The organism is Dietzia sp. IBK-p2-16D (assembly GCF_057773085.1).
The window spans coordinates 1-20649 of sequence record NZ_JBYMTL010000001.1; the positions used below are offsets into that span (position 1 = coordinate 1).

The following is a 20649-nucleotide window of genomic DNA, read 5'->3' on the forward strand; positions in this document are numbered from 1 at the left end:
ACACCATCGAACCTTCGGGTTTGGTTGTTTCTGATGGCACTGATTCCCGAGACATCTGATGCGGCCTTGTGGGCGCGGGTGTGGGTGGGGTTGGTGTGTGTTGTTTGAGAACTGCACAGTGGACGCGAGCATCTTTAATTGTTTGTGAATGTAAGTGTGTAAGAGCACACGGTGGATGCCTTGGCACCAAGAGCCGATGAAGGACGTAGTAGGCTGCGATAAGCCTCGGGGAGCTGCCAAACGAGCTGTGATCCGAGGGTGTCCGAATGGGGAAACCCAGCACGCGTGATGGCGTGTTACCCGCATCTGAATACATAGGGTGTGTGGAGGGAACGCGGGGAAGTGAAACATCTCAGTACCCGCAGGAAGAGAAAACAACAGTGATTCCGTCAGTAGCGGCGAGCGAACGCGGATCAGGCTAAACCGCATGCGTGTGATACCCGGCAGGGGTTGCGTGTGTGGTGTTGTGGGGCATGATGTCCCGGTTCTGCCGGACCGGGCGCTGATTGATCGCGGGTTAGGGGAACGACTTGGAAGGGTCGGCCGGAGAGGGTGAGAGTCCCGTACCTGAAAACCTTGCGGCGGGGCGATTTGTGTTCCCAAGTAGCAGCGGGCCCGTGAAATCTGCTGTGAATCTGCCGGGACCACCCGGTAAGCCTAAATACTTCTTGGTGACCGATAGCGGATTAGTACCGTGAGGGAATGGTGAAAAGTACCCCGGGAGGGGAGTGAAATAGTACCTGAAACCGTGTGCTTACAATCCGTCAGAGGCTTTAGGGCTGATGGCGTGCCTTTTGAAGAATGAGCCTGCGAGTTAGTGGTATGTCGCGAGGTTAACCCGTGTGGGGAAGCCGTAGCGAAAGCGAGTCCGAATAGGGCGATCTTAGTGGCATGCTCTAGACCCGAAGCGGAGTGATCTACCCATGGCCAGTGTGAAGCGACGGTAAGACGTCGTGGAGGCGCGAACCCACTTAGGTTGAAAACTGAGGGGATGAGTTGTGGGTAGGGGTGAAAGGCCAATCAAACTCCGTGATAGCTGGTTCTCCCCGAAATGCATTTAGGTGCAGCGTCGCATGTTTCACCTCGGAGGTAGAGCTACTGGATGGCCGATGGGCCCTACAAGGTTACTGACGTCAGCCAAACTCCGAATGCCGAGGTGTGAGAGTGCGGCAGTGAGACTGTGGGGGATAAGCTTCATAGTCGAGAGGGAAACAGCCCAGATCGCCGGCTAAGGCCCCTAAGCGTGTACTAAGTGGAAAAGGATGTGGGATCGCTGAGACAGCCAGGAGGTTGGCTTAGAAGCAGCCACCCTTGAAAGAGTGCGTAATAGCTCACTGGTCAAGTGGTCCTGCGCCGACAATTTAGCGGGGCTCAAGTACACCGCCGAAGCCGCGGCATTCATACAATAACCTCCTCCGGGCAGGTGTATGGATGGGTAGGGGAGCGTCGTGTGGCCATAGAAGCGCCGGAGTGATCCAGGCGTGGAGGCCACACGAGTGAGAATGCAGGCATGAGTAGCGAATGACGAGTGAGAAACTCGTCCGCCGAATGATCAAGGGTTCCTGGGTCAAGCTAATCTGCCCAGGGTGAGTCGGGACCTAAGGCGAGGCCGACAGGCGTAGTCGATGGACAACGGGTTGATATTCCCGTACCCGTGTATGCGCGCCCATGGTGAATCAGTGATACTAACCGCCCTGAATGTTCTAGAGCATCCTTCGGGATGACGTGGATTGGATGCGCGGGACCTGATCTGGTAGTAGCCAAGCGATGGGGTGACGCAGGAAGGTAGCTGGGCCAGTCAGTGGTTGTACTGGTGTAAGAGTGTAGGCCGTGACATAGGCAAATCCGTGTCACATCAAGGCTGAGACTTGATGCATACCCGTTGTGGGGAATTCAGTGATCCTATGCTGCCGAGAAAAGCCTCTAGTGAGTTCATACACGGCCCGTACCCCAAACCGACACAGGTGATCAGGTAGAGAATACCAAGGCGATCGAGAGAACTGTGGTTAAGGAACTCGGCAAAATGCCCCCGTAACTTCGGGAGAAGGGGGACCACGCCCGGTGACGATCCTTGCGATCTGAGCTGGGGGTGGTCGCAGAGACCAGAGAGAAGCGACTGTTTACTAAAAACACAGGTCCGTGCGAAGACGTAAGTCGATGTATACGGACTGACGCCTGCCCGGTGCTGGAAGGTTAAGAGGACCGGTTAGCCGCAAGGCGAAGCTGAGAATTTAAGCCCCAGTAAACGGCGGTGGTAACTATAACCATCCTAAGGTAGCGAAATTCCTTGTCGGGTAAGTTCCGACCTGCACGAATGGCGTAACGACTTCTCTGCTGTCTCGACCACAGACTCGGCGAAATTGCACTACGAGTAAAGATGCTCGTTACGCGCGGCAGGACGAAAAGACCCCGGGACCTTTACTATAGCTTGGTATTGGCGTTCGATTCGGTTTGTGTAGGATAGGTGGGAGACTGTGAAGCATGCACGCCAGTGTGTGTGGAGTCGTTGTTGAAATACCACTCTGATCGTATTGGACGTCTAACCTCGGCCCATGATCTGGGTTAGGGACAGTGCCTGGTGGGTAGTTTAACTGGGGCGGTTGCCTCCTAAAGAGTAACGGAGGCGCCCAAAGGTTCCCTCAGCCTGGATGGCAATCAGGTGTTGAGTGCAAGTGCACAAGGGAGCTTGACTGTGAGACTGACACGTCGAGCAGGGACGAAAGTCGGGACTAGTGATCCGGCACCGGCAAGTGGAAGCGGTGTCGCTCAACGGATAAAAGGTACCCCGGGGATAACAGGCTGATCTTCCCCAAGAGTCCATATCGACGGGATGGTTTGGCACCTCGATGTCGGCTCGTCGCATCCTGGGGCTGGAGTAGGTCCCAAGGGTTGGGCTGTTCGCCCATTAAAGCGGCACGCGAGCTGGGTTTAGAACGTCGTGAGACAGTTCGGTCTCTATCCGCCGCGCGCGTAAGAAACTTGAGGAAGGCTGTCCCTAGTACGAGAGGACCGGGACGGACGAACCTCTGGTGTGCCAGTTGTTCCACCAGGAGCATCGCTGGTTAGCTACGTTCGGAAGGGATAACCGCTGAAAGCATCTAAGCGGGAAGCCTGTTCCAAGATGAGGTTTCTCACCACCTTCGCGTGGTTAAGGCCCCCCACAGACCATGGGGTTGATAGGCCGGAACTGGAAGCGCAGCAATGCGTGCAGGTGACCGGTACTAATCGGCCGAGGGCTTACACACAAACAGCCCTAAAGAATGAACGCGTCCACTGTGCAGTATCTGAAACAACACACCCACGCACGAAAGCGTGGGCCTTGTTTCACAGAGTTACGGCGGCCATAGCGGCAGGGAAACGCCCGGTCCCATTCCGAACCCGGAAGCTAAGCCTGCCAGCGCCGATGGTACTGCACTCGTGAGGGTGTGGGAGAGTAGGTCACCGCCGAACACAACTTCATGACCAGCGGGAGGGACTTCATGTTCCTCCCGCTGGTCGCATTTGTGCCCCTTCTATCCACTCCCGCGCCGGCTTGCCCGGCGCACGTAAGGTGAACGACGTGAACGAACCCCGGTCAGATAACGCAGACCGCTCGCCCCGCCGCGGCGACCGCGACGTACCCCGCCGGGGAGACCGGGCGCCCCAGGAGCAGCGGAGAGACAACAGTTCCTTCGGCGAGCGCCGCGGAAGGCGCTATGACGGCTCGGACCCGGCACGCCCGGATCGGGACAAGAACGACGATCGACAGAGCCCCGGTCCCCGTGGTGCCGGCGATCGCGATGGCCGGCGTGGTGGTGGTACCGGCACAGGGGGCGGGCCTCGCCGGGCTCCGGCCGGGGGACGCGCAGGAAGCGACCGGCGGGGTGCAGGCGCTCAGGGCGGCGCCCGTCGTGGCGGCCGGCCGGGGGACGACCGTAGGTCGGAAGGCCGCCCGGGCCAGGAGGCACGCCAGGCGGCCCGGGCCGATGAACCCCAGCTCCCCGATGACATCGAGGCCGCCGATCTCGACCCCGAGATCCGTCGGGACCTCCGCAGTCTCGACAAGTCGAACGCGGAATCCGTCGCCAAGCACATGGTCGCTGCGATGTACCTCGTCGACGAGGATCCGCAGTTGGCACTCGCCCATGGCCGTGCGGCCAAGAACAGGGCTGGACGCATCGGAGTGGTCCGCGAGACCCTCGGCGTTCTCGCCTATCGCGCCGGTGAATGGTCGGAAGCGCTGAGCGAGCTTCGCGCGGCCCGCCGTATCTCCGGTGGTCCCGGCCTGCTCGCGATGATGGCCGACTGCGAACGCGGACTCGAGAGGCCCCAACGTGCCATCGAACTCGCCCGTGGCGAGGAATCCGGCATGCTCGACGGGGAGGACCTCGTGGAGCTCCGCATCGTCGAGGCAGGTGCTCGCGTGGACATGGGACAGCTCGACGCAGCCCTGGTGACACTCCAGGACGCCGGTCTCGACAAGGACGCCCGCGGTGAGTCCGCAGCACGTCTGGACTATGCCTACGCGGAGGTGCTCCTCGTGTCCGATCGGAAGAGCGAGGCCGCTGACTGGTTCGGCTACGCCGTCGCCGCGGATCCCGACCAGACGACGGACGCCCACGCACGTCTGGCGGAGCTCGAGGCGTCGACCACGTGAGCTCACTTTCGCTCGCCGCGCACCACGACGCTCTACTGGTCGACCTCGACGGCACTCTCATCCGGGGCAGTGAACCGATCCCGGGCGCAGCGGAGGCGCTGGAGGACTCCGGATTGCCTGTCGTCTACGTGACGAACAATGCCAGCCGTTCTCCGGGGGACACGGCGGCGCACCTGCGCTCACTTGGCTTTGCCGCCGGCCCGGCGGACGTCATGACCAGCGCGCAGGCCGCGGTGGTGATGCTGTCCGACCACGTGGAGCCGGGTGCGAGAGTCCTGGTGGTGGGGCACGACAGTTTCCGTGACCTCGCGCGGCAGGCCGGTTTCGAGGTGGTGCTCTCCGCCGATGACGCTCCCGAGGCCGTCCTGCAGGGATTGTCCCGCGAATTGACGTGGGCGGAGCTGGCCGAAGGCTGTCTGGCCATCCGTACGGGCGTGCCCTGGGTCGCATCGAACGTCGACACCACGCTGCCGACGGAGCGTGGTCTGCTCCCCGGCAACGGGTCGCTCGTCGCCGCCTTGCGCGCGGCGACCGATCGCGAACCCCTCGTCGCCGGGAAGCCCGCGGCAGGTGTGCTCCGCGCTGCCGCGGAGCTGGTGGGGTCGACCAGGCCCCTGGTGATCGGGGATCGACTCGACACGGACATCGAAGGGGCCGTCGCCGCCGGGATGCCGGCACTGATGGTGCTCACCGGCGTCCACGGCGTCGACCACCTCCTGGCTGCACCGCCGTCGAGTCGGGCGTCCCACCTGGCGGTCGACCTCTCGGCACTCTCGGCGCCCGCCGACGCCAGTCGCATCGAGTCCGCGGTGGAGCTCGAGTGCGCGATCGTGGACGGCGCCCTCCATCTGGAGACCCCCGCGGACGGACTGGGTGGTCTCGAACTCGCGCGTGCGGTCATCAGACTCGCCTGGCGCCACGGGGCGGAGACGGTCTCGGTCAGCGATGAGGGCCTGCGGTCCCGGCTGGCGGATGTGGGACTCCGCGTCGGCTAGCGTGTAGGCCGTGACGACCCCCGGACCACAGCCGCGCCCCGGGCCCACGGGGCCCGACACCGACGAACTCCGCTCGGCATTCGATGATCTGCTGACCGAGTCGATCGGTGGACCGGACGCGGGCGCGGACGGCGTGTCGGTTCGCGACGACCAGGTGGCCGCTCTCGACGCGGCCCACGAACTGCTCGCGCAGGCGCTGACGGCGCTGGACGGCCGGCGCTGATGGCCGCGAAGCGGATGCGGTTGGACGCCGAACTGGTGCGCCGCAAGATCTGTGACAGTCGTGAGCGGGCACGCGACCTCATCGGAGCCGGTCGAGTGATCGTCAACGGCGTCGCCGCCACCAAGCCCGCGACCCAGGTGGAACCGACCACGTCCATAGCGCTCTCCGCGTCCGACGAACCCGACTGGGCGTCCCGGGGTGCCCACAAGCTGGTCGGGGCCCTCGAGGCGTTCGGGGACGTGACGGTCACCGGTGCTCGGTGTCTCGACGCCGGTGCGTCGACAGGCGGGTTCACCGACGTCCTGCTCTCCCGCGGTGCCCGCCGCGTCGAGGCGGTGGACGTGGGGTACGGCCAGCTGGTGTGGCGCCTCCGGAGCGATGCCCGCGTAGGGGTCCACGACAAGACCAACGTCCGGTCGCTGACCCCGGACGACATCGGGGGGCCGGTGGACCTGGTGGTCTCCGACCTGTCGTTCATCTCACTCGCGCTCGTCCTGCCCGCGCTCGCCGCGTGTGTCCGCATGGGAGGCGAGCTGCTACCGATGGTCAAGCCCCAGTTCGAGGTGGGTAAGGATCGCGTCGGCCAGGGCGGCGTGGTGCGCGACCCGGCCCTACGGATCGAGGCGGTGACCGAGGTCGCGCGGGCGGCCGCGCGCCTCGGACTCGAGCCCCTGGGATGTGTCGCGAGTCCGCTTCCCGGCCCGTCCGGAAACGTCGAGTACTTCCTCCACCTGCGCAAGGTCGCAACGGAGGGGTCTGTGGAGATGACCGACGAGGCGCATCACGCGATCCGGACCGCAGTGGAGGTGGGCCCGCAGTGAACGACACATCTGTGCCGGAGCACGCACGCAGGATCCTGCTCGCACCCAACATCGCGAGACCTGACATCGTCGCGACCGTCGCCCAGGTGGTGGACGCGTGCGCGGCTCGGGGGATCGCCGTCCGGATGGTGGAGGGCATCAGCGAGCACGTCGCCACCGGGACCGGTGTGGAGACCGTCCCCGACACCCCCCGGGCGGCCGAGGGGTGCGAGCTGGTCCTGGTGTTGGGTGGTGACGGCACGTTCCTCCGCGCCTGTCAGTACGCGAAATCCGCGGATGTGCCGGTCCTCGGGGTCAACCTCGGACACATCGGCTTCCTCGCCGAGTCCGAGATCTCCTCGCTCAGCGGTGTGGTGGAGCAGATCGCGGCACGTGACTACCGGGTGGTGGAACGGATGACGGTGGAGGCCACCGTCATCAACGGGGACAACGTCCTCGCCCGGGACTGGGCCCTCAACGAGGTCAGCATCGAGAAGGTCTCGAGGCAGGGGGTCCTCGAGGCGTCCGTGGAGATCGACGGCCGTCCGGTCAGCGACTACGGCTGCGACGGCATGCTGGTCTCCACGCCGACGGGCTCGACCGCTTACGCGTTCTCCGCGGGTGGGCCGATCGTGTGGCCCGAACTCGACGCGATCCTCGTGGTGCCCAACAACGCGCATGCACTGTTCGCCCGCCCGATGGTCGTGGCCCCCACCTCCCGGGTCGCGGTCGAGACCGGGGTGCATTCCGGCCCCGCCGTGGTGGTGGTGGACGGGCGTCGTCTCGTCGATGCCCCGGCGGGGAGTCGGGTCGAGGTGGTGAGGGGAAGCCGCCCGGTCAAATGGGTCCGGTTGGACGACTCGCCGTTCACCGACAGGCTGGTCACCAAGTTCGAGCTGCCCGTCACCGGGTGGCGCGGGCGGTCCGGTGTCCGGCCACTCACCTAGGGTGGGTGCGTGCTCACGGAACTTCGGATCAGCGGACTCGGCGTCATCGACGAGGCCGTCGCCGACTTCTCGCCCGGGCTCTCGGTCCTCACAGGGGAGACCGGCGCGGGTAAGACGATGGTGGTCACGGGGCTGAGGCTGTTGGCCGGAGGCCGCGCGGACCCCGGACGAGTCAGACGGGGGGCGGAGAAGGCGCTCGTCGAGGGGCGGTTCGACCTCGCCGCGACGGCCACGATGGACATCGCCGAGCGACGCGATCTGGTCGAGCTGCTCGAGGACGCCGACGTGGAACTCGATGAGGACGGCAGCGTCATCGCCGCACGCCGGGTGGGTGCGGATGGCCGCTCGCGTGCCCGGCTCGGGGGGAGGTCGGTCCCAGCCGGGACCCTGGCCCGCTTCTGCGCACCGATACTGGCCGTACACGGGCAGAACGACCAGTTGCGACTGCTACGTCCCGACAGGCAGCGGGACGCCGTCGACTCCCACGGCGGGGACGAGGCCCGGGCGGCGCTCGAGGCCTATCGGGACACCTACGGTCGGTGGCGGGAGGCCGAACGTTCCCTCGCGGAACGCACCGGTCGGGCGCGCGAGCTGGCCCGGGAAGCAGACCTGCTGCGAATGGGCCTCGAGGAGATCGATGCCCTGGAACCCGAGCCGGGGGAGGAGGCGGAACTCGACGCCCGTATCCGTCGACTGACCGACTCCGAGGAACTGCGGGAGGTCGCCGGGCAGGCCCACGAGGCGCTCGCCGGGGACGGCGAGACCAGTGAACCGATGGTGGGCGTCCTCGACCAGCTGCGTCAGCGTCTGTCCGCCGCCGGTGACCCCGCGCTCGAACCGATCGCCACCAGTATCGAGCAGGCCGTCGCAGCGCTGGGGGATGCGTCGACCGAACTCGGTCTGTACCTGGCCGAACTCCCGATCGACGCCGCGGATCTCGACTCGGCGCTCGAGCGGCGCCACGATCTCAGGGCCCTGACCCGCAAGTACGGCACCGATGTCGACGATGTCCTCGCGTGGGCGGACAGGGCACGCACCCGCCTCGGAGAAGTCGACACCTCCGACTCCGCCGTCGCCGAACTGCGGTCGACCGTGGGGCGTCTCGCGGCGGAACTCGCCGAGCGGGGAGCCGCGCTCACGGCGATCCGACGGGCCGCCGGGGACGATCTCGCGGCGAGGGTGTCGGCCGAGCTGGCCGAACTGTCGATGGGTGGGGCCCGTCTCGTCGTCCGGGTCACGCCATCAGGCGAGGGACTCGAGGGCGCCACGGAGTCGGGTCTCGACGACGTCGAGTTGGCGCTCGACGGCCCGTCCGGTGTGGTCCCACTCGGCAAAGGGGCGTCCGGAGGTGAGCTGTCGAGGGTGATGCTCGCGCTCGAGGTGGTGCTGGCCGAACGGTCAGGGGGCGGGACCCTGGTGTTCGACGAGGTCGACGCCGGCGTGGGCGGCCGGGCGGCGCTGAGCATCGGCAAACGGCTGGCCGGGCTCGCCAGGACGCATCAGGTCATCGCGGTGACCCACCTCGCGCAGGTCGCGGCCTACGCGGACACCCACCTCGTCGTGCACAAGGCCCCCGCGACCGGCGAGGCAGACGGGGCGGTGTCCGGGGTCGTCTCCGGGGTCGCGGCTGTTGCGGACGCCGACCGGGTGACCGAGCTCGCCCGCATGCTCGCCGGCATGGAGGACACCGACACGGGCCTGGCGCACGCGCGGGAGTTGCTGGAGAAGGCACAACGGGAGAAGTCTCAAGCTCTAGTCGACCGTTAACCCGACACGCCGTATAGACCTCCCCGGCCTCGTGAATAACACGCGTGATACTCGGCGCATGAAGATGTCGGGTCTGCTCAGCCGTCGCTCCAACGAACTCGCCGGTGTCGTGGGCACCGTCCGCCAGGTCAAGGCGGGTTCGCCGGTTCCCAGGAGGCTCGGCGGCAAGGACGTCGCCGTGCTCGATCTCAACCGTGCGCCCGCCGACACCGCCCGCGCCCTGGTCGAGGCAGGGGTGGCGGCCGTGGTCCACGTGCCCCGGCAGGGGGAGGGGATGCTCCCCCGGGCGGCGTTCAGGATCCTCGCCGCGTCGACGGTCCCCGTCATCGAGGACGCCGACCTCTCCGAGGTCGCCGACGGCACCCGGGTGCGGATCGCAGACGGCGTCGTCTACTCGGTCAGGAACGAGGAGGAGATCACCGGAGGCCGCGAGGTCGACCCGGCGACGTTGCTCGCTGAGGTGGACACCGCCGAGAGCGGGTACGTCGAGTCGGCGCTGGCGCACCTGGCCAACGCCACCGAGTTCCTCAGCCTCGAGCACCCCCTGCTGCTGGACGGCGAGGGCCTGCCGTCGATCGATGTGGACTTCACCGACCGTCACGTCGTGGTGGTGACCGGTGACGAGGCCTCGCGCGAACAGCTGGCCGAGCTCAAGCCGTTCATCCGGGAGTACCGCCCGATCCTGGTGGGCGTGGACGGCGGCGCGGAGTTCCTGCGCACCGCCCGGTTGACGGCCGACGTCGTCGTCGCCACCCCCACCGACCTGTCCGACGAGGTCCTCACCGACGGGGCCGTCCTCGTGGTGCCCGCCGACCGTGACGGTCGCGCGGAGGGTCTGCAGAAGATCACGGAGCTCGGCCTCGGCGCCACCACCTTCCCCGCAGCGGCCACGGCGCGGGACATGGCGTTGCTGCTGGCCTTCCACGGGGGCGCCGAGATGATCGTGGTGACCGGCGACGACAGGGGACTGGAGAACGTCTTCCGCGACTCGTCCGCCCCGTCGTCGACGATGGTCGACACGACCGTCTCCTCCCGCCTGGTCCACGCCGACGCCTGTGCCACCCTGTACCGGTCGCGTGGCGCGGGGATCGGACTCGCCCTGATCGTGCTCGCGGCCCTCATCGCGGTCGCCGCGGTCGTCGTGGCGCGGGATGCCGCCCAGGATCTGCTCATCTGGGCCGTCGAGACCTGGAACTCCTTCGCGCTCTGGATCCAGGGGCTCTTCCGTTGATCTCACTGCGTCGCCACGTCATCACGCTGGTCGCCGTCTTCCTCGCCCTCGGTGTGGGGGTCGTCCTGGGATCGACGTCCGTCGCGACGTCGATCCGGGACGCGGTGGTCGAGCGCGAGGAGACGACGGCGACGCGGCTCGAGGCGGCGCAGGATGACCTGGCCGCCCGGCGGCTCGCGGCCGACAGGCTCGATTCGCTCGCGGGAGATCTGACCCCGGCCGTCGTGGACGGACTGCTCGACGGCCGGCCGGTCCTCACGATCGTGGCGCCCGGGGCCTCCGACGAGGACGTCACCGCGGCGCGTGCGGTCATCGGTGCCGCCGGTGGGATCGACGCCGGGCGCGTCACCCTGACGGGCAAGGCGGTCGACCCGGAATCCGACGCCGAACTCCAGGCACTCGTCGCGAACCTCCCCATCGGAACGGCGCCGGCCGCCGACGCGGACCTGGGTACCCAGTTGGGCACGGCTCTAGGCCGGGCCGCGCTGCTGCGGGCGGAGGACGCGAAGCCGCATCTCGAAGACGGCGAGCGAGACACCGTGCTCACGACCCTCGCCGACGCGGAGGTCATCCGCTTCGAGCCGGGGACCCTCCGCCCGGGGCAACTCGCACTGATCGTGACCGGGCCGCAGGAGCAGGAGTCGACCGCGGTCCGCGTCGCTGCGCTCGCGCGCACGCTCGACACCGAGGGTGCCGGCGCGGTGGTCTCGGTCGGACCCGGCGACTCCGACAGGCGCGACGCAGTGGGCGTCCTGCGCTCGTCGGGCGAGGAGGACGTCTCGACCGTCGACGGCGCCGGGACGGACGCCGGGCGTCTCGCGATCGTGTTGGCGCTGGCGGAGCAGCTCGCCCGGGGGCAGGGTCACTACGGGGTCGGGGCGGACGCGACCGCCGCGGCGCCGTCGCTCCCCCCGACGGCGGAGCGGTGATAGCCTGAAGCCCCGTGGGGTGCACCGGAGCCGCACCAGCATTCATCCATTCCGGCGTATGGACACGGGAGTCCCCTTGGCACTGAACCGAACCGCATCGCGGTCCGAGACCAAGCACATCTTCGTCACCGGCGGCGTGGCGTCGTCGCTGGGCAAGGGGCTCACGGCCTCGAGCCTCGGTCAATTGCTGACCGCCCGCGGTCTCCGCGTGACCATGCAGAAGCTGGACCCGTACATCAACGTGGACCCCGGCACGATGAACCCCTTCCAGCACGGCGAGGTGTTCGTCACGGAGGACGGCGCCGAGGCCGATCTGGATCTCGGCCACTACGAGCGGTTCCTCGACCGCGACCTGGACGCCAAGGCCAACGTGACCACCGGGCAGGTGTACTCGGCGGTGATCGCCAAGGAGCGCCGCGGCGAGTACCTCGGTGACACCGTGCAGGTGATCCCGCACATCACCGACGCCATCAAGGACCGCATCATCGCGATGGGCGACCCCGATGACCAGGGGCGCCGCCCCGACGTGGTCATCACCGAGGTCGGTGGGACCGTCGGTGACATCGAGTCCCAGCCCTTCCTCGAGGCGTGCCGGCAGGTCCGTCACGAGGTGGGCCGCGAGAACATCTTCTTCCTGCACGTGTCGCTGGTCCCGTACCTCGCGCCGTCGGGGGAGCTCAAGACCAAGCCCACGCAGCACTCGGTGGCCGCGCTGCGCTCGATCGGCATCGTTCCCGACGGGTTGATCCTGCGCTCGGACCGGGACGTCACCGATGGGCTCAAGGCCAAGATCGCGCTGATGTGCGACGTGGACCTCGAGGGCGTCGTGTCCACCCCGGATGCCCCGAGCATCTACGACATCCCCAAGGTGCTGTTCAACGAGCACCTCGACACGCACGTCATCCGGCGGCTCAACCTGCCGTTCCGGGACGTCGACTGGACCGTGTGGGGCGACCTGCTCCAGCGCGTCCACGAGCCGCGCGAGGAGGTCGAGATCGCCCTCGTGGGCAAGTACATCGATCTGCCCGACGCGTACCTCTCGGTCACCGAGGCGCTGCGCGCCGGCGGCTTCGCGCACCACGCCCGCGTCAACATCCGGTGGGTGGAGTCCGACGCCTGCACCACCGAGGCCGGCGCGCGTGAGGCGCTCCGTGGTGTGGACGGCATGCTCATCCCCGGCGGGTTCGGTATCCGGGGGATCGAGGGCAAGCTCGGCGCCATCTCGTGGTCCCGCAAGAACCGCATCCCGCTGCTCGGACTGTGCCTCGGTCTCCAGTGCTCGGTGATCGAGGCGGCCCGCTCGGTCGGCCTCGAGGGCGCCTCCTCCACCGAGTTCGACCCCGATGCCGAGCACCCGGTCATCTCGACCATGGCCGATCAGGTGGACGCGGTCGCCGGCAACGCCGACCTCGGCGGGACCATGCGCCTGGGCTCCTACCCGGCAACGCTCACCAAGGGCTCGGTCGTGGCGGAGGCGTACGGGTCCACCGAGATCACCGAACGTCATCGCCACCGGTACGAGGTCAACAACGCCTACCGCGACAAGATCGCCGAGTCCGGCCTGCAGTTCTCCGGTACCTCTCCGGACGGCCACCTGGTCGAGTTCGTCGAGTACCCGCGCGAGCAGCACCCGTTCTTCGTGGCCACCCAGGCGCATCCCGAGTACAAGTCGCGTCCGACCCGGCCCCACCCGTTGTTCGTGGCGTTCATCAAGGCCGCGCTGGACTACGAGAACGAGATGCGGCTGCCCGTCGAGCCGTGGCGTTCCGGTCAGGGCGCGGACACCGGCGCCGAGACGGTGGACGCACCGGACGCCAAGACGTCCACCGTCCGTGTCGACGAGGTCGATCCCGGGACGGCCTCCGACGCCCGTACGGACGGGAACTGACCGGCGGTGGCCACCCGCGGTGCCCCCGGGTCGCACGATTACCGCACCGTCGCGAGCCGCGAGATCTTCGACGGCCGCGTCGTGCGGTTGCGTGTGGACACCCTGACCATGCCGGGCGGGGGCACCGCCGACCGCGAGATCTGCGGTCATGACGACGCCGTGGCCGTGATCGCCCTGGACGACGACGACCACATCACCCTCGTCCGGCAGTACCGTCATGCCGTGGGGGAGCGGCTCTGGGAGCTGCCCGCGGGGCTGTGTGATGTCGAGGGCGAGGAGCCCCTGGGCACCGCGCGTCGTGAGCTCGTCGAGGAGACCGGCCTCGAGGCCGAGCACTGGCGCCCGGTGATCGAGATGGTCCCGTCCCCGGGGTTCTGCACGGAGCGCGTCCACGTGTACCTGGCCACCGGACTCCGGGAGGTCGAGCGCCCGGAGGCGGAGCACGAAGAGGCGGACATGGAGGTCGCGCGGATGCCCTTCGCCGACGCCGTCGACGCGGTGCTGGACGGCCGGATCGTCAACGGTATCGCCGTGGCCGGCATCCTCGCGGCCCGCACGGTGATCGACCGGTCCTGACGGGATCGGACCCCCGGTGACCTCGGAGGGCGGCGCCACCGTGCAGATCCGCGGGTATCTGGACCACCTCGCCGTCGAGAAGGGGGCCTCCCCGCACACCCTCGCCGCCTACCGTCGGGACCTGGACAAGTACCACCGTTACCTCGCGGCCGCGGATGTCGACGACCTGACGTCCGTGACCGAGGCGCACGTGGAGGAGTTCCGCACCCGGTTGGCCACCGCCGACCCGGACGAGGGCAGGAAGGCCCTGGCCCCCAGCTCGATCGCGCGGACCATGGCGGCGGTCCGCGGTCTCCACCGGTTCGCCACCCGTGACGGGGTGACGGCCCTCGACGCGGCCGCCGCCGTCACCCCACCGCGACCGCCGCGGCGACTGCCCAAGGCGCTCCCGGTCGACCGGATGATCGCCCTCATCGAGGCCGCCGGCGACACGGGGGTGGACACCGACCCCGCCCGCCTGCGCGACAGGGCGATGCTCGAGCTGCTCTACGCCTCCGGGGCCCGGGCGGCCGAACTGGTGGGACTGGACGTCGACGACCTCGACGGGCTCGACGACCCGGACGGTGGGGCGGTGATCCTCCGGGGCAAGGGCGGCAAGGAGCGGGTCGTCCCGGTCGGCAGGCCGGCATGCGAGGCCGTGGGGGCGTATCTGGTGCGCGCCCGGCCGGCGCTCGCGACCGGCGGGAGCCCCGCCCTGTTCCTCAACGCCCGCGGAGGGCGCATCACCCGGCAGACCCTGTGGAACGTGGTGGCGGTCGCCGCGCGGCGCGCCGGGGTGCAGCAGGACGTCTCACCGCACTCGTTCCGCCACTCATTCGCGACCCATCTCCTGGACGGCGGGGCGGACATCCGGGTGGTCCAGGAGCTGCTGGGGCACGCCTCGGTCACCACCACGCAGGTGTACACCCTCGTCACCGTCGACACTCTCCGCGAGGTCTGGGCCGAGTGTCACCCCCGGGCACGGTAACGTGACCGTGGGTACGGCCCGGCGCGCTCGATTCGGCACGCTCGAGACGGCACGGGTGAGACGGCGATGAGAGGAGACGCGGGTGGCGCTGGACACTGGGGCGATGGATCCCGCGCTGTTCTCCCGCGCCGAGCTGCTGGGCGCCGACGACCCGGCGGCGGGTGAGGGCTTCTCGGCGATCCCCGAACCGCAGCCGCTGACCTCGCACGGCCCCGCCGCCGTGCTGTCGATGTGCAACCAGAAGGGCGGGGTCGGCAAGACCACCAGCACGATCAACCTCGCCGCGGCGCTCGCCGAGTACGGACGCAGGGTGCTCGTGGTGGATCTCGACCCCCAGGGCGCGCTGTCGGCGGGCCTGGGAATCCCGCACCACCAGCTGGATCTCACCGTCTACAACCTCCTCGTGGACAACTCCGTGTCGACGGAGGAGGTCCTCGTCCGGACCCGGGTGGAGGGCGTGGACCTCATCCCCGCCAACATCGACCTGTCCGCCGCGGAGATCCAGCTCGTCAACGAGGTCGGGCGTGAACAGGCGCTGGGCCGCGCGTTGTATCCGGTGTTGGACCGCTACGATTTCGTCCTCATCGACTGCCAGCCGTCGCTGGGCCTGCTCACCGTCAACGCGCTCGCATGCTCGGACGGCGTGCTCATCCCCATGGAGTGCGAGTATTTCTCGCTCCGCGGGCTGGCTCTGCTGACCGATACGATCGACAAGGTCCGCGACCGCATCAACCCGCGCCTGCACCTCACGGGCATCCTCATCACGATGTTCGACCGGCGGACGGTCCACGCACGGGACGTGCTCAGCAGGGTCGTCGAGGTGTTCGGCGACAAGGTGTTCGACACCCTCGTCACCCGCACCGTCCGGTTCCCGGAGACCACTGTCGCCGGCGAGCCGATCACCACGTGGGCCCCGAAGTCCGCGGGCGCGCAGGCCTACCGTGCCCTCGCGCGCGAGGTCATCCAGCGCGGCAGGTGACCGGGCGGTGACCGGCGTCGGGCCCCCGTCGGGGGAGGACCCGGCCGGGGCGGCGACGGAGGTCGCGGATCCGCGGGCGTTCACCGTCCACCTCACCAACTTCACCGGCCCGTTCGACCTGCTGTTGGGTCTCATCGACTCCAAACGCCTCGACGTCACCGAGGTCGCGCTCCACGCCGTCACCGACGAGTTCATCGCCCACACCCGCCGGCTGGGGGCCGAGGCCGGACTGGAGGAGGTCACCGAGTTCCTCGTCGTCGCCGCGACGCTGCTGGACCTGAAGACGGCCCGGCTCGTGCCCTCCGGAGAGGTCCAGGACCCCGAGGACCTGGCCCTGCTGCAGGCCCGGGACATGCTCTTCGCGCGCCTGCTGCAGTTCCGGGCGTTCCGTCAGGTCGCCGAGCTGTTCGCCGAGCTAGACCGCTCCGCCCGGCACGCGTACCCGAGGACCGCCGGACCGGACGACGAGTTCCTGGGCCTGCTCCCGGAGGTGGAGCTGGGAGTGGACCCCGACCAGTTCGCCACCATCGCCGCGGTCGCGTTCCGGCCCCGGCCGGTGGACGAGGTGGGGGTGGGGCACATCCACGCCCCGGTCGTCTCGGTCCCCGAGCAGGCCGACCGGGTCCTCGAGCTGTTGAGGTTCCACGGCGAGGGTCGGTGGGTGGACTTCCGTGAACTGGTCGCGGGGTGCGACGACTCCCTCGTCGTCGTCGCCAGGTTCCTCGCCCTGTTGGAGTTGTACCGGGCGCGCGCGGTCGCGCTCGCCCAGGACGAGGCGCTGGGGGACCTGTTGGTGAGCTGGACGGGCGGAGACGCCGACGAGGTGACGAAGGGACGGGACGAATGGACGTGAGCGACGTGACGGAGCCCCGGGACCCCGAGCCGGAGGGACCGATGGGGGACGACGACGAGCGCGGTGGGCCGGAGTCGGACGGGCCGCCTCTGCGGGCCAGACTCGAGGCCCTGGTGCTGGTGGTGGACCAGCCGACACCGGAGGGCCTGCTGGCAGCGGCCGCCGGGGCGACGGTCGCCGAGGTCGACGCGGAGTTGCGGGCGTGGCGGGACGAGCTCACCGCAGCGGGGAGCGGGATGGACCTGCGGCGCACCGGGGACGGGTGGCGTCTCTACACCCGTCGTGAGCTCGCGCCGTACGTCGAGCGACTCCTCACGGACGGCACGAGGTCCACCCTGACCCGGGCCGCACTGGAGACGCTGGCGGTGATCGCCTACCGGCAGCCGGTCACCCGGTCGCGCATCGCGGCGGTTCGCGGGGTCAACGTCGACGGAGTGATGAGGACGCTCGTGGCACGCGGTCTGGCCGTGGAATGCGGCACAGATGCGGACACCGGGGGCATCCTGTATAGGACCACGGAGTTATTTCTGGAAAGATTGGGACTCACGTCGCTCGACGAGCTGCCGGACATCGCCCCGCTGCTACCGGATGTCGACCTGGTCGACGAGATGAGCGACGACCCCGCGGACGATCCGCGGATCCCACTGGGGCGGCGTCGAACCGCGGCGCCCGACCCCACACCCCGAGACGACGAAGAGATGTGACGTTTTCATGACTGAATCCGCTGGCCGAGACGGCGCACCGGTCCGCCTACAGAAGATCCTGGCCCAGGCCGGGGTCGCCTCCCGCCGCGCCTCCGAGGAGCTCATCGCCCGCGGACGGGTCGAGGTCGACGGCAAGAAGGTGCGCGAGATGGGCATCAAGGTCGACCCCGCGACCGCCGTCATCCGCGTGGACGGCACCCGCATCGTCCTGGACGACACCCTGGTCTACCTCGCGCTGAACAAGCCCCGGGGTTACCACACCACCATGTCCGACGAGAAGGGCCGGCCGTGCGTCGGCGACCTCGTCGCGGACCGCGTGGACGCCGGGCAGCGACTGTTCCACGTCGGGCGTCTCGACGCCGAGACCGAGGGTTTGCTCCTGGTGACCAATGACGGCGAGCTGGCGCACCGTCTCATGCACCCGTCCTACGAGGTGTCCAAGACCTACATGGCGACCGTCACCGGCGTCGTGGGCAAGGGCGTCAACAAGCAGCTGCGCGCCGGGGTGACCCTGGAGGACGGACCAGCCAAGGTCGACCAGTTCTCGATCCTCGACGTCCACGACGGGCGCTCGCTGGTCAAGGTCGTGCTCCACGAGGGGCGCAAGCACATCGTGCGGCGACTGCTCGCCGAGGTTGGGCACCCGGTCGAGGCGCTCGTCCGGACCCGCTTCGGGGCCGTCGCGCTCGGCGACCAGCGTGCCGGTACCTTCCGCAAGCTGGGCCGCAAAGAGGTCTCCGATCTGTACGAGGCGGTCGGCCTGTGAGCGCCCCGACCGCGCGTCGACGCATCGCGATCGACGGCCCGGCCGGCACCGGGAAGTCCACCCTGGCCCGCACGTTGGCCCGACGGATCGGCGGCGCCTATCTCGACACCGGCGCGATGTACCGGGTGGCAACCCTGCAGGTTCTGCGCGCCGGGATCGACCCGGAGGACGCCACCGCGGTGATCGCCGCGACCGCCGACCTCCCGCTGGAGATCGGCACCGACGCCGGCACCGAGCGCGTCCTGCTGGCCGGTGAGGACGTCAGCGACGAGATCCGCACCGCCCGCGTCACGGCCGAGGTCTCGGCGGTCTCCGCCGTACCCGAGGTCCGCGAGAACCTGGTCCTCCTGCAGCGGCGGCTGGCCTCCAGCGGGGGCACCGTCGTCCTCGAGGGTCGCGACATCGGCACCGTGGTGCTGCCGGACGCCGAGGTGAAGGTCTATCTCACCGCCAGCCCGGAGGTACGCGCCCGGCGCCGCACCGACCAGGACCTCGCCGCCGGCCGCGAGGCCGACTACGACGAGGTGCTGGCCGCCGTCATCGAACGCGACCGCAAGGACTCCACTCGCGCCGCGAGCCCGCTGCGGCCCGCCGACGACGCCGTCGTCATCGACACCTCAGACCTCACCCTCGACGAGGTGCTCGACCGCCTGGTCGCGCTCGCCGAGGGAATCCACGCGTCGCACGGCGCCACCGCAGAAGGGAACGCACTGTGACCACCAACGAGGAGACCCCCGACTTCGACCTGCCCGCCGGTCCCGGTGAGGAGACCATCGAGGACGGCTGGAACGACGACACCGACTGGGAGGCGGTCGCCGCGGAGTTCGCCGACGAGATCGGGGCGGTCACCGAGGGCGTGGAGATCCTGCCCACCGTCGCGATCGTCGGGCGCCCCAACGTCGGGAAGTCCACCCTGGTGAACCGCATCATCGGTCGCCGCGAGGCCGTGGTCGAGGACGTCCCCGGCGTCACCCGTGACCGGGTCTCCTACGAGGCGTTGTGGAACGGCCGCACCTTCATGGTGCAGGACACCGGTGGCTGGGAGCAGGACGCCAAGGGCATGCACCGCTCCATCGCCCAGCAGGCCGAGATCGCCATGGGCACCGCCGACCTCATCGTGCTGGTGTGCGACGGCACGGTGGGTATCACCGCCGCCGATGCGACGGTCGCCAAGAGCCTGCGGCGGTCCTCGACGCCGGTCATCCTCGCCGTCAACAAGGTCGACAGCGAGAAGGCCGAACTCGAGGCGGCCGAGTTCTGGTCACTCGGCCTCGACGAGCCCCACGCCATCTCCGCCGCCCACGGGCGGGGCACGGCGGACCTGCTCGACGAGATCCTCAGGCAACTGCCGTCCAAGGCGAGGATGCGTGAGGCCACCAACGTGCCGCGCCGTGTCGCGCTGGTCGGCAAGCCCAACGTCGGTAAGTCGAGTCTGCTCAACAAGCTCACCGGCGAGGAGCGCTCGGTGGTCGACAACGTCGCCGGCACCACCGTCGACCCCGTCGACTCACTCGTGGAGCTCGGCGGACGCACCTGGCGGTTCGTCGACACCGCCGGCCTGCGCCGCAAGGTCAACCAGGCCTACGGTCACGAGTACTACGCCTCACTTCGCACCCGCGGAGCGATCGAGGCGGCCGAGGTGGTCGTCCTCCTGCTCGACGCCTCCGAGCCCATCACGGAGCAGGACCTCCGGGTGATCTCGATGGTCGCCGACGCCGGCCGTGCGCTGGTGATCGCGTTCAACAAGTGGGACCTGGTCGACGAGGACCGACGGTACGACCTCGACAAGGAGATCGACCGCGAACTGTCCCGCGTGCTGAGCTGGGCCCACCGGGTCAACATCTCGGCCAGGACCGGGCGCGCCCTGGCCAAGCTCGTGCCCGCGATGGAGACCGCACTCGACTCGTGGGACAAGCGGATCCCCACCGGGCCCCTCAACACGTGGATGAGCGAGGTAGTCGCCGCGACTCCGCCGCCCATGCGAGGCGGGCGCCTGCCGCGGATCAGGTTCTGCACCCAGGCCACCACCCGGCCGCCGACGTTCGTGTTCTTCTCCACGGGGTTCCTCGAGGCCGGTTACCGCCGGTTCCTCGAGCGTCGTCTCCGCGAGACCTTCGGCTTCGACGGCTCCCCGGTCAGGGTGAACGTCCGGGTCAAGGAGCGCCGCCAACGCCAGTGACCTGCCGATTGGAGTCAGACGGAACCGGTGCGCTAGTCTGATCCAGTCGCCGCGCGAGCCGCGGTGGCGGACGGGCTGTGGCGCAGCTTGGTAGCGCACTTGACTGGGGGTCAAGGGGTCGCAGGTTCAAATCCTGTCAGCCCGACACAGATCAGGGCCGGTTTCCCGAGAGGGGGACCGGCCCTGAGTCCATTTCCGCGGTTCACTTC

The 20649-nt window shown here is 68.5% G+C and carries 17 protein-coding genes, 1 tRNA gene and 2 rRNA genes; all 20 read left to right on the forward strand.

Features of this window, described 5'->3' with window-relative positions:
- Window positions 1–148 precede the first annotated feature (148 nt).
- Window positions 149–3245, forward strand: a 23S ribosomal RNA gene (locus AC3DE3_RS00005).
- 88 nt (window positions 3246–3333) lie between these two features.
- A 5S ribosomal RNA gene (gene rrf / locus AC3DE3_RS00010) occupies window positions 3334–3450 on the forward strand.
- 64 nt (window positions 3451–3514) lie between these two features.
- Window positions 3515–4636 carry a hypothetical protein gene (locus AC3DE3_RS00015; RefSeq protein WP_488369082.1) on the forward strand — a complete coding sequence of 374 codons (1122 nt, stop codon included), beginning with the start codon at window positions 3515–3517 and terminating at the stop codon, window positions 4634–4636.
- Window positions 4633–5631, forward strand: coding sequence for an HAD-IIA family hydrolase (locus tag AC3DE3_RS00020; RefSeq protein ID WP_488368580.1), 999 nt, complete (start codon window positions 4633–4635; stop codon window positions 5629–5631). The genes AC3DE3_RS00015 and AC3DE3_RS00020 overlap by 4 nt, the downstream gene beginning before the upstream one ends.
- 10 nt (window positions 5632–5641) lie before the next feature.
- Window positions 5642–5854 carry a hypothetical protein gene (locus AC3DE3_RS00025; protein WP_488368581.1) on the forward strand — a complete coding sequence of 71 codons (213 nt, stop codon included), beginning with the start codon at window positions 5642–5644 and terminating at the stop codon, window positions 5852–5854.
- Window positions 5854–6675, forward strand: a complete 822-nt coding sequence (locus tag AC3DE3_RS00030; protein WP_488368582.1) for a TlyA family RNA methyltransferase — start codon at window positions 5854–5856, stop codon at window positions 6673–6675. The genes AC3DE3_RS00025 and AC3DE3_RS00030 overlap by 1 nt, the downstream gene beginning before the upstream one ends.
- Window positions 6672–7601 (forward strand): NAD kinase, encoded by a 930-nt coding sequence (locus tag AC3DE3_RS00035; RefSeq protein WP_488368583.1) that lies wholly within the window; start codon window positions 6672–6674, stop codon window positions 7599–7601. Before AC3DE3_RS00030 ends, AC3DE3_RS00035 begins: the two co-directional genes overlap by 4 nt.
- 9 nt (window positions 7602–7610) lie before the next feature.
- A complete protein-coding gene (gene recN / locus AC3DE3_RS00040) occupies window positions 7611–9368 on the forward strand; it encodes a DNA repair protein RecN (RefSeq protein WP_488368584.1) in 1758 nt (585 codons plus the stop codon).
- Between the two features lie 58 nt (window positions 9369–9426).
- The gene (steA, locus tag AC3DE3_RS00045) at window positions 9427–10599 is read left to right on the forward strand and encodes a putative cytokinetic ring protein SteA (protein ID WP_488368585.1); all 1173 of its coding nucleotides are present in this window, start codon (window positions 9427–9429) and stop codon (window positions 10597–10599) included.
- Window positions 10596–11528, forward strand: a complete 933-nt coding sequence (locus AC3DE3_RS00050; RefSeq protein ID WP_488368586.1) for a copper transporter — start codon at window positions 10596–10598, stop codon at window positions 11526–11528. Before steA ends, AC3DE3_RS00050 begins: the two co-directional genes overlap by 4 nt.
- Window positions 11529–11586: 58 nt before the next feature.
- On the forward strand, window positions 11587–13416 hold the full coding sequence (gene pyrG, locus AC3DE3_RS00055) for a CTP synthase (protein WP_260487399.1): 1830 nt from the start codon (window positions 11587–11589) through the stop codon (window positions 13414–13416).
- Between the two features lie 6 nt (window positions 13417–13422).
- Entirely contained in the window at window positions 13423–13992 is a 570-nt protein-coding gene (locus AC3DE3_RS00060; RefSeq protein ID WP_260487400.1) for an NUDIX domain-containing protein, read from the forward strand.
- Between the two features lie 16 nt (window positions 13993–14008).
- Window positions 14009–14959, forward strand: a complete 951-nt coding sequence (locus AC3DE3_RS00065) for a tyrosine recombinase (protein ID WP_488368587.1) — start codon at window positions 14009–14011, stop codon at window positions 14957–14959.
- Window positions 14960–15062: 103 nt separating this feature from the next.
- Window positions 15063–15938, forward strand: a complete 876-nt coding sequence (locus tag AC3DE3_RS00070; protein WP_260489108.1) for a ParA family protein — start codon at window positions 15063–15065, stop codon at window positions 15936–15938.
- A gap of 7 nt (window positions 15939–15945) precedes the next feature.
- Window positions 15946–16791, forward strand: a complete 846-nt coding sequence (locus AC3DE3_RS00075) for a segregation and condensation protein A (RefSeq protein WP_488368588.1) — start codon at window positions 15946–15948, stop codon at window positions 16789–16791.
- Complete coding sequence (gene scpB / locus AC3DE3_RS00080; protein ID WP_396119180.1) at window positions 16782–17495, forward strand: SMC-Scp complex subunit ScpB; 714 nt, start codon at window positions 16782–16784, stop codon at window positions 17493–17495. Before AC3DE3_RS00075 ends, scpB begins: the two co-directional genes overlap by 10 nt.
- A 7-nt stretch (window positions 17496–17502) precedes the next feature.
- Window positions 17503–18261, forward strand: a complete 759-nt coding sequence (locus AC3DE3_RS00085) for a pseudouridine synthase (protein WP_260487403.1) — start codon at window positions 17503–17505, stop codon at window positions 18259–18261.
- The gene (cmk, locus tag AC3DE3_RS00090) at window positions 18258–18977 is read left to right on the forward strand and encodes a (d)CMP kinase (RefSeq protein ID WP_260487404.1); all 720 of its coding nucleotides are present in this window, start codon (window positions 18258–18260) and stop codon (window positions 18975–18977) included. The genes AC3DE3_RS00085 and cmk overlap by 4 nt, the downstream gene beginning before the upstream one ends.
- Entirely contained in the window at window positions 18974–20440 is a 1467-nt protein-coding gene (gene der / locus AC3DE3_RS00095; RefSeq protein ID WP_260487405.1) for a ribosome biogenesis GTPase Der, read from the forward strand. The genes cmk and der overlap by 4 nt, the downstream gene beginning before the upstream one ends.
- Window positions 20441–20511: 71 nt before the next feature.
- A tRNA-Pro gene (locus AC3DE3_RS00100) sits at window positions 20512–20585 on the forward strand.
- Window positions 20586–20649 lie beyond the last annotated feature (64 nt).